The 608-nt window shown below is 65.6% G+C and carries 1 protein-coding gene; it reads right to left on the bottom strand.

Annotated elements, in window-relative coordinates; translation table 11 throughout:
- On the bottom strand, positions 1-608 hold a 608-nt coding region (locus tag IEX33_RS19245; RefSeq protein WP_188732479.1), incomplete at both ends, for an amino acid permease.

Raw genomic sequence — 608 nt, 5'->3', positions numbered from 1 at the left:
GATGTCGCGGATGCGGTCGCGGCAGGCGTACCAGCCGAGCACCATCAGTATGGAGGCGATGGCGGTGACGAGCATGGTGAGGGGGGATTCGATGAAGACCATGATGAGGACGCCGGCGAGGAAGAGGAGGGAGAGGTATCCGGTGTAGGGGGCGCCGATCATGCGGAAGGAGGGGCGTTCCAGCCAGCCTTTGTCTGCCCAGCGGTGGAGCTGGATCTGGCAGAGGACGATGGTGGCCCAGGTCATGATGATGCCGACGGAGGCGACGTTGAGGACGATTTCGAAGGCTTGGGCGGGGACGAGGTAGTTCAGGGGGACGCCGAGGAGGGAGACGCCGGCGGTGATGGCGATCCCGCCGTAGGGGACGCCGGCTTTGTTCATGCGGGAGGCGAAGCGGGGGGCGGAGCCGTTGACGGACATGGAGCGCAGGATCCGGCCGGTGGAGTAGAGCCCGGCGTTGAGGGAGGAGAGGGCGGCGGTGAGGACGACGAGGTTCATGATGACGTCCACGCCCTGGATGCCGATGGAGCCGAAGAAGGTCACGAAGGGGCTGACGCCTTTTTCGTAGGAGGTGTAGGGCAGCAGCAGGGCCAGGAGGATGACGGAGC

It is taken from the genome of Pseudarthrobacter scleromae (assembly GCF_014644515.1).
GTDB classification, from domain to species: Bacteria; Actinomycetota; Actinomycetes; order Actinomycetales; family Micrococcaceae; genus Arthrobacter; species Arthrobacter scleromae.
The sequence above is the reverse complement of the archived record's forward strand: the minus strand, read 5'-3'. Positions and strand labels throughout refer to the sequence as shown.